Raw genomic sequence first — 8093 nt, 5'->3', positions numbered from 1 at the left:
AGATGTGTATAAGAGACAGGTCGAACGCCACGCGGCCCGGCGCGGGCGCGGGCGCACCTCCACGCGGCGGAGATCCGCCGGGGGCGAAGGGCGGGCGGGTGTCGTCGGTCATGGCCTCACGCCGCCGCGCGCAGGAGGTATCCGACGCCTCGCTTGGTGTGGATGAGCGCGGGGAGCTCGACGGTGCCGCCCGGCCCGTCCACCGTCAGATGATCGATCTTGCGGCGCAGGTAGGAGATGTAGGACTCGACGATGTTCGCGTCGCCGCCCCAGTCGTACTGCCACACGTGGTCGAGGATCTGCGCCTTGGACAGCACGCGGCCCGCGTTGAGCATGAGGTAGCGCAGCAGCTTGAACTCCGTGGGCGACAGGTCGATCTCCACCCCGGCGCGGCGCACCTCGTGCGAGTCCTCGTCCATCTCCAGGTCGCCGACCTTCAGCACCGCCTCGTTCTCGGGGACCGGTGCGCCGGTGCGCCGCAGGACGGCGCGGATCCGCGCCACGACCTCCTCCAGGCTGAACGGCTTGGTCACGTAGTCGTCGCCGCCGACGGTCAGGCCCTGGATCTTGTCCTGGGTGTCGTCGCGCGCGGTGAGGAACAGCACGGGTGCGTGCTTGCCCGTGGCGCGCATGCGACGCGTCACGGTGAAGCCGTCCATGTCGGGAAGCATCACGTCCAGCACGACGAGGTCCGGGTCCAGGTCCCGCACGAGCTGGAGCGCGCCGTTGCCGTCGGCCGCGGCATGCACCTCGAAACCCGCGAATCGAAGGGACGTGGCAAGGAGTTCGCGGATGTTGGGCTCGTCGTCGACGACGACGAGCCGCGCCTCTGGTGTCGCCATGTCTTCAGTGTGCGGCGCGAGTCTGACTCTTTCCTGAGAGCGGCGTGAATGTTCGGGTGGGCAGGCCCATCCGAGGGACCACCGCGACGCCGCCCTGCGGATCCGATGCCGACCACAGCTCGCGGTGGTCCACAGGGCTCGCGATCCGCTCCCCACCCGTGTGTCGCGCCGCCTAGCGTGAACACCGGTGGCACCGGAGCGGCCGGGGCCGACACGACGGCGTCCGACAGCCGTTCGCGGACAAGGGGGCACGATGAAGTACCAGGTGGACAGCGACCAGATCGAAGCTGCGAGCGGCGCGGTGGCCGGCTCGGTCGCGACGGTGCGCACCGAGGTCGCCGCGCTGATGCGCAATCTGGACGCGCTGCAGGGCACGTGGACCGGGGGCGCCGCGACGGCGTTCGCCGGGTCGGTGACCCAGTGGCGTTCTGCGCAGGCGCAGGTGGAGAACGCTCTGGATGCCATCCAGGTGGCCCTGACGCAGACGGCTCGGGCCTACGCGGACGCGGAGCTGACGGCCACGCGCATGTTCAGCTGACGGCCGGCGGGCTTGACCCTGCACCACGGTGCGGAGTCGACGATGTGCGCATGACACGTACCTCAGCCCTTCGCGTCGTGCGACTCTCGGCGATCTACGACGTGCTGGTCACCGCGGCCTTCGCGCTGCCGTGGACGGCGGTTCCGGTCCTTGACGGCCTGGCTCGGGCGCACCACGCCCTCGGTCTCGCGGGGACGGCACCCGCCTCCACGGATCCCTACACGGTGATGTTCGCGGGCTTCACCGGAAGCCTCGTCACGGTGTGGGCCGCCGTGCGCCTGTGGCGTACGAGCCTCGCCCTGGGCGCGGCCGACTCCGTGGCACGTGTGCTGTTCGCCGCGGCGATGGGGGCCGCTCTGGCGAACGGCGCGTCCCACCTCGTGGTGGGGTTCCTCGTGCCGGAGCTGCTCTGGTGCGGCGTGCAGGCCACCGCGGTGCTCAGGGCGCGCAGGGCGTCGGCGAGGCCGCCCGCGCTGTTACGCTCCGCCGCATGCTGATCTCCGAGCTCGCCTCGCTGACCGGTGTGAAGGTGTCCACAGTGCGCTTCTACGAGCGCCGGGGGCTTCTGCCGGATCCTCGGCGGTCCGAGGACGGATACCGCCGGTACGGCGAGGCGCACGCCCGCCGCGTTCGGTTCCTGCGGCGCGGGCAGGAGCTGGGCTTCGCGCTGGGCGAGCTCGCCGCGGTGGTGGCCTTCTCCGACGAGGCGCGCGCCGGCACGCGCCCCGAGGTGCGCGAGCAGGGCCGCGCGAAGCTCGTCGAGCTCGACCGGCGGATCGCCGATCTGCGGCGGATGCGCGGCGCCCTGGAGTCCGTCCTCGACGCGTGGGTCCTCGACCCCGAGGATCCGTGCCCGATCGAGGACTCGCTGGCGCAGACCAGGACCCCTCATGCCTGAACGCCGGAAGGCCGCCTCCCCGTGCGGGGAGACGGCCTCCGTCAGGAAGGCTGGGCTCAGAAGCCCATGCCGCCCATGTCGCCCATGCCACCGTCGCCAGCCGGAGCGGCCGCGGCCTTCTCCGGCTTGTCGGCCACGACAGCCTCGGTGGTGAGGAACAGCGCGGCGATCGACGCGGCGTTCTGCAGCGCGGAGCGCGTGACCTTGACCGGGTCGTTCACGCCGGCGGCGAGCAGGTCCTCGTAGACGCCGGTCGCGGCGTTCAGGCCCTGGCCGGCCTCCAGCCCGCGCACCTTCTCCGCCACGACGCCGCCCTCGAGGCCGGCGTTGACGGCGATCTGCTTGAGCGGGGCGTCGATCGCGGCACGCACGATCTGCGCACCGGTGGCCTCGTCACCGTCGAGCTCGAGCTTCTCGAACGCGACCGCGCCGGCCTGGATGAGGGCCACGCCACCACCGGCGACGATGCCCTCCTCGACGGCGGCCTTCGCGTTGCGCACGGCGTCCTCGATGCGGTGCTTGCGCTCCTTGAGCTCCACCTCGGTGGCCGCACCGGCCTTGATGACGGCCACGCCGCCGGCCAGCTTGGCGAGACGCTCCTGCAGCTTCTCGCGGTCGTAGTCGGAGTCCGACTTCTCGATCTCGCTGCGGATCTGGTTCACGCGGCCCGAGATGAGCTCGGCGTCGCCCGAACCCTCGACGATGGTGGTCTCGTCCTTGGTGACGACCACCTTGCGGGCGGTGCCCAGCATGTCGAGCGTGGCGTTCTCCAGCTTGAGACCGACGGTCTCGGAGATGACCTGGCCACCGGTGAGGATGGCGATGTCCTGGAGCATGGCCTTGCGGCGGTCGCCGAAGCCCGGAGCCTTGACGGCGACGGACTTGAAGGTGCCGCGGATCTTGTTCAGCACCAGGGTCGCCAGGGCCTCGCCCTCGACGTCCTCGGCGATGATGAGCAGGGCGCGCCCCTGCTTCATGACCTGGTCCAGGACCGGCAGCATGTCCTTGACGTTCGAGATCTTCGACTCGACGATCAGGACGTACGCGTCCTCGAGCACGGCCTCCTGGCGCTCGGGGTCCGTCTCGAAGTAGCGGGCCAGGAAGCCCTTGTCGAAGCGCATGCCCTCGGTGAGCTCGAGCTCCAGGCCGAAGGTGTTGGACTCCTCGACGGTGATGACGCCTTCCTTGCCCACCTTGTCGAGGGCCTCGGCGATGAGCTCACCGATGGCGGGGTCGCCGGCGGAGATCGCCGCCGTGGAGGCGATCTGCTCCTTGGTCTCGACCTCGGTGGCCGAGTTCAGCAGCTGCTCGGTGACGGCCTCGGTGGCCTTCTCGATGCCGCGCTTGACGGCGATCGGGTTGGCGCCGGCGGCGACGACGCGCAGGCCCTCCTTGACGAGCGCCTGGGCGAGCACGGTGGCGGTGGTGGTGCCGTCACCCGCGACGTCGTCCGTCTTCTTGGCGACCTCCTTGACGAGCTCCGCACCGATCCGCTCGTACGGGTCCTCGAGCTCGATCTCCTTGGCGATGGAGACGCCATCGTTCGTGATGGTGGGGGCGCCCCACTTCTTGTCGAGCACGACGTTGCGGCCCTTGGGGCCGAGCGTCACCTTGACGGTGTCGGCGAGCTGGTTGAGCCCGCGCTCCATGCTCCGACGAGCTTCCTCGTCGAACGCAATCATCTTGGCCATGGGGATGGATCCTCCGCTGGTGGCTTTCGGTGAGCCGGCTCGGCGCCCGCGACGGACGGCCGCTTCCTGGACGATCACGTCTCGCCCAGGGAAACAGACCTCGCCTGTCGGCCCTGCTGTCACTCTCAGCGCGAGAGTGCTAAGACATTATTGGCACTCTCACCCCGAGAGTGCAAGCACACTCCCCGAGTGTTCGCCAGGCGCGAGCGGGCCGGTCCGCAGACCAGGCCCCGTGTCCCTGATCCCTGGAGCCGGCGGAGTTCAGTCGCGGGGGGACAGGGCCGGCGGGTGGCGGATCTCGAACTCGCGGACCAGGACGCGGCGCGCCGCGTGCCAGCCGGACATCCCGTGGACGCCCGGCCCCGGAGGTGTCACCGCCGAGCACAGGTAGACACCGTCGACGCCGGTCCGGTACGGATCCCAGCGCGTCCCCGTCGGGCCGGGAGCGGCGAGCATCCGCGGCATCGTGGCCGCGCCCGCACCGATGTCGCCGCCCACGTAGTTGGCGTTGTGGGCGGACAGCTGCGCGGCGGGCACGCACCGGGCGGCCACGACCAGATCACGGAACCCCGGCGCGAACCGCTCGATCTGCCCGACGACGTCCTCGGTGACGTCCCGCTGCGAGCCCGCCGGGACGTGGGCGTAGGCCCACAGGGGCCGCAAGCCGTCGACCTGACGCCCCGGGTCGGTCACCGACGGATCGCTGAGCAGGCAGACCGGGTGCACCGCGGGCCGCCCTGCGGCGACGGTCGCCTCCGCCTCGGCCATCTGCTCGCGCGTCCCGCCGAGGTGCACGGTCCCGGCGCGTCCGACGTCGTCCACGGCCCAGGGCACGGGACCGCGCAGCACCAGGTCGACCTTGGCCGCCCCGCCGCCGAACCGATAACGCCGCATCGCGGTACCGGAGGATCGCGGCACGTGATCGCCGAAGACCTGTCCGACGACGCCGGGCGCCGTGTCGAACAGGTACGCGCGGGCGGGCGGAAGATCGGCCCGGGTGCGAACCGGACGCGAGGTCTCGACCTCGCCGCCGTGTGCGACAAGGTCCGCGACCAGCGCCTCGACGATCGCCCCCGACCCGCCGACGGGCAGCGCCCAGCCGTGCGGCCCGTGGGCCAGAGCACCCAGGAGGAGCGCCGTGCCGGCCCCGGCGAGCGACGGCAGCGGCGTCATGACATGGGCCGCGACCCCCGTGAGAAGCGCGGGGGCGACGTCGGCGGCGAACCGGCGGTTCCAGAGGCCCGTCCCCTGTTCGACCAGCCCTGGCCCGAAGCCGAGCGCGGCCCGCAGCAGCGCGAGCCCCTCGGTGCCGAGGCCGAGGGCATCGCGTCGGCAGAAGATCACCGGATCGTCGCCGAGGCGCCGGCCGCCGCGGTCCGGGTCGGCGCCGGGAACCGGGGCGGATCGCACGGACGCGGGCGTGGCCAGGCCGCGCTTGTCGCCCATGGCCAGGGCTGCCACGGCCGGCCAGTGGTCGGCCAGCGGGCCGATCAGCGAACGCCAGGCGGCGCCGTCGGCCCCGAGCCGCGCCACCGTCCGGTCCAGGTCGTGGAAGGCGATCCCGGCACGCGCCGTGCGCGAACCGGCCACCGGGTCGAGCGGCTGGGCGTAGGAGACCTCGGGGGTCCGGAGCTCGATCCGGTCCGCCAGGCCGAACGCGCGGAAGAAGGGTGACGCCCAGGCCATCGGATGCACCGCGGAGCACACGTCGAAGCGGAGGTCCGCGCCCGTCCCGGCGTCGGCGCCGAGCGGGGGAAGGAAGCGGCCCGAACGGTCCGGCACGGGTGTCGCCGTGACGAGCTCGGAGCCGGTCAGGGTGCGCGCACCGCCTCCGGCCGAGGACTGCTCCTCCAGCACACGGACGCCGAGGCCCGCGCGGGCGAGCGTGACGGCGGCGGCGAGGCCGTTGGGCCCGGAGCCGACGACGACGGCGTCCAGCACAGTCATGACCTCATCGAACCACGGGGCCTGCCGTGTCGGCCCGGTCACGCACGAAGAGACCCCGACCACGTCAGGTCGGAGCCTCGAACCTGCGACAGAGCATCCTGCGTGACGGGCGGCGAGCGGGTCAGGGCCGCACGCCGCCTACGTCGATCGGAGAGACCGGCCAGGGGGAAACCGGTCCTGGGACTCAGATCAGAGCGGGCGGACCATCTCTGCCTGCGGGCCCTTCTGACCCTGCCCCACTTCATACTCGACCGCCTGTCCCTCGTCGAGGGTGCGGTAGCCGTCCACCTGAATCGCGCTGTAGTGGACGAACAGGTCCTGCCCGCCGGAGGTCGGGGTGATAAAGCCGTACCCCTTCTCCGCGTTGAACCACTTGACGGTGCCCTGGGCCATGCACTTCTCCTTGCATCTCGCACGGGCCACTCGGTTCGACCCGTGGTGATTCGAGGCTAGTGCTCCAAGTCATACTATGGAAGGGGTAAATCGCTATTTGACGGATTCCGCGCTGGGCGAACGCGCAGGTCAGGAAGTCGAGGTGGTGTGATCACGCCCCCCGATGCACCAGGTAACGTGCGGCGACAGCACGCAGCGGGCGAATTCCGGAGGCGTCCTGATCGTTTCGACAGACTCATTGGATTCGACCGATAAACTCACGACGCGCCGAAGCTGCATTCTTCGATCCGGGCAAAGTCCTACCGGCAGGCGCGCCGGCCCGGGGGCACGCAGGCAATGCGCGGAATGGCACGCCATCGCCTCACCGCTGTCCAGCAGGTGGGCCGCCTCGGTCAGGGACTGTCAGCGATGCGACCGGGCGCGAAGCGGCAGGCGTCGGCGCCACCCCGAGGGACGCCCACCGGCGTCCGGTGACCCGAACACCAGGCCGGCGCGCACAAGAGCACGCGCACCGACAGGTCAGGACTCCCCTCCGCACAATGCGAGGCGGGCCGCCCCCGTCCCGGAAGCGGCCCGCCAATTCGCCGGACGGCGAATAATCACTCAGTCGGTGGAGTCACGAGAACGACCCACACGGCTTCGGTGGGATGTGCACCCACATCCGCGGACTCCTGAACGTTCTCTGCCGGGATTCCCAGCGCTTCGGCGACCGCCGAAGCCGTGTCGGCGCGATCCGGTCCGTAAAGGACAGAGTTGGCGGTCACCGCGCCTGCCTGCGGACCGTTCGGATCGCCCGCATTCCCCGCATTGAGGTTGCCCGTGAAGCCTGCGGCCTGGAGGTTGGTCGCCACCGCACCGGCAACGCCCGCTTCACCCGAATCGTTGTAGACCCCAATGTCAGCCGCCATGTTGGCCGCCGCCGGATCACCCGGGTACTGGGCCTCCTCGGGCTCGCTGGAAGACTCCTCGCTCGGCTCGTCACCACCATCGCCGTCGTTCTGACCGTCGCCTTCGCCCTCAGCGCCTTCGCTGGAGCTCGGTGACGGGTCCGCCGAGACGCTGGCATTCGGCTCCGCCGCCGAGTTGGGGTCGTTGCCGCCGCCGGACAGGAGGGTGATGCCTCCCCACGCGACGCCGGCACAGACCAGAGCGACCAGCAAGAACGGCCAGGCCGAACTCCAGCCGCTGCGCGGCGCGCGGTGCACGCCGACAGGTGCGCCGCCAGGCACGGCGACGTCGAACTCGTCGGGCGGGTAGCGGTACGTGCTGTTGGTCACGGCGGACAGGGTAGCCCAGACTCCTGGACTCTCAGGGCTTCTCGTCCGCGAGCCGCCGGGCGGATCGTGCGCGCTGACGCGTCGAGCGCATCCGGCGCAACCGCTTGACCAGCATCGGGTCATGGGCGAGTGCCGCAGGCGTGTCGATCAATGCATTCAACACCTGGTAATACCGTGTGGAGGTCATGTCGAAGAGTTCACGGACGGCTTCCTCCTTGGCCCCCGCGAATCTCCACCACTTGCGTTCGAACGCGAGGATCTCGCGTTCGAGGTCGGAGAGCTCACTCGCAGCCTCGTCCGACGACGGTTCGGCGATGTCGGCGCCCGCGGGCACGACATCGCCTGTCTCCGGGGAGTCGACCAGGATCTCGCTCATGCGGGCCACACTACGACCCGGTGAACAGATGTGTCATTTGCCCCGCGTGTCGTGCCCTTCCGGACACCTGCCGCATCACCCGGATCCCTCCCCCTGTCTCTTATACACATCTGACGCTGCCGACGATAAGG

The 8093-nt window shown here is 70.7% G+C and carries 9 protein-coding genes; 3 read left to right on the top strand and 6 right to left on the bottom strand.

The window, feature by feature from the left end:
* Nucleotides 1-116 precede the first annotated feature (116 nt).
* A complete protein-coding gene (locus HGK34_RS21450; RefSeq protein WP_201851316.1) occupies nt 117-842 on the bottom strand; it encodes a response regulator transcription factor in 726 nt (241 codons plus the stop codon).
* Nucleotides 843-1095: 253 nt separating this feature from the next.
* Between HGK34_RS21450 and HGK34_RS21445 the strand changes: the two genes are divergently transcribed.
* Genes HGK34_RS21445 through HGK34_RS21435 form a run of 3 tightly spaced genes read left to right on the top strand, consistent with a single transcriptional unit; the run spans nt 1096 to nt 2278 of the window.
* Nucleotides 1096-1380 (top strand): WXG100 family type VII secretion target, encoded by a 285-nt coding sequence (locus tag HGK34_RS21445; protein WP_201851314.1) that lies wholly within the window; start codon nt 1096-1098, stop codon nt 1378-1380.
* Nucleotides 1381-1430: 50 nt separating this feature from the next.
* Complete coding sequence (locus tag HGK34_RS21440; protein WP_201851312.1) at nt 1431-1877, top strand: hypothetical protein; 447 nt, start codon at nt 1431-1433, stop codon at nt 1875-1877.
* Entirely contained in the window at nt 1871-2278 is a 408-nt protein-coding gene (locus tag HGK34_RS21435; RefSeq protein ID WP_201851310.1) for a MerR family transcriptional regulator, read from the top strand. The genes HGK34_RS21440 and HGK34_RS21435 overlap by 7 nt, the downstream gene beginning before the upstream one ends.
* 56 nt (nt 2279-2334) lie before the next feature.
* Here HGK34_RS21435 and groL read toward each other — a convergent pair whose 3' ends face one another.
* The 5 genes from groL to HGK34_RS21410 all read right to left on the bottom strand — a co-directional run bounded on the left by groL (nt 2335) and on the right by HGK34_RS21410 (nt 7962).
* Nucleotides 2335-3969, bottom strand: a complete 1635-nt coding sequence (gene groL / locus HGK34_RS21430) for a chaperonin GroEL (RefSeq protein WP_201851308.1) — start codon at nt 3967-3969, stop codon at nt 2335-2337.
* Nucleotides 3970-4230: 261 nt separating this feature from the next.
* Nucleotides 4231-5916, bottom strand: a complete 1686-nt coding sequence (locus HGK34_RS21425; RefSeq protein ID WP_201851306.1) for a phytoene desaturase family protein — start codon at nt 5914-5916, stop codon at nt 4231-4233.
* A gap of 189 nt (nt 5917-6105) precedes the next feature.
* Nucleotides 6106-6309: a cold-shock protein gene (locus HGK34_RS21420; RefSeq protein ID WP_192861768.1), complete on the bottom strand. Its 204-nt coding sequence runs from the start codon at nt 6307-6309 to the stop codon at nt 6106-6108.
* 599 nt (nt 6310-6908) lie between these two features.
* The gene (locus HGK34_RS23685) at nt 6909-7586 is read right to left on the bottom strand and encodes a LytR C-terminal domain-containing protein (RefSeq protein ID WP_201851304.1); all 678 of its coding nucleotides are present in this window, start codon (nt 7584-7586) and stop codon (nt 6909-6911) included.
* A 31-nt stretch (nt 7587-7617) separates the two neighbouring features.
* A complete protein-coding gene (locus tag HGK34_RS21410; RefSeq protein ID WP_201851302.1) occupies nt 7618-7962 on the bottom strand; it encodes a DUF3263 domain-containing protein in 345 nt (114 codons plus the stop codon).
* Nucleotides 7963-8093 lie beyond the last annotated feature (131 nt).

Origin of the sequence: Myceligenerans indicum (assembly GCF_016742955.1) — a bacterium.
In the GTDB taxonomy this organism is placed as follows: domain Bacteria; phylum Actinomycetota; class Actinomycetes; order Actinomycetales; family Cellulomonadaceae; genus Myceligenerans; species Myceligenerans indicum.
Note: the sequence above shows the minus strand (reverse complement) of the source record. Positions and strands in the feature narration are given on the sequence as shown.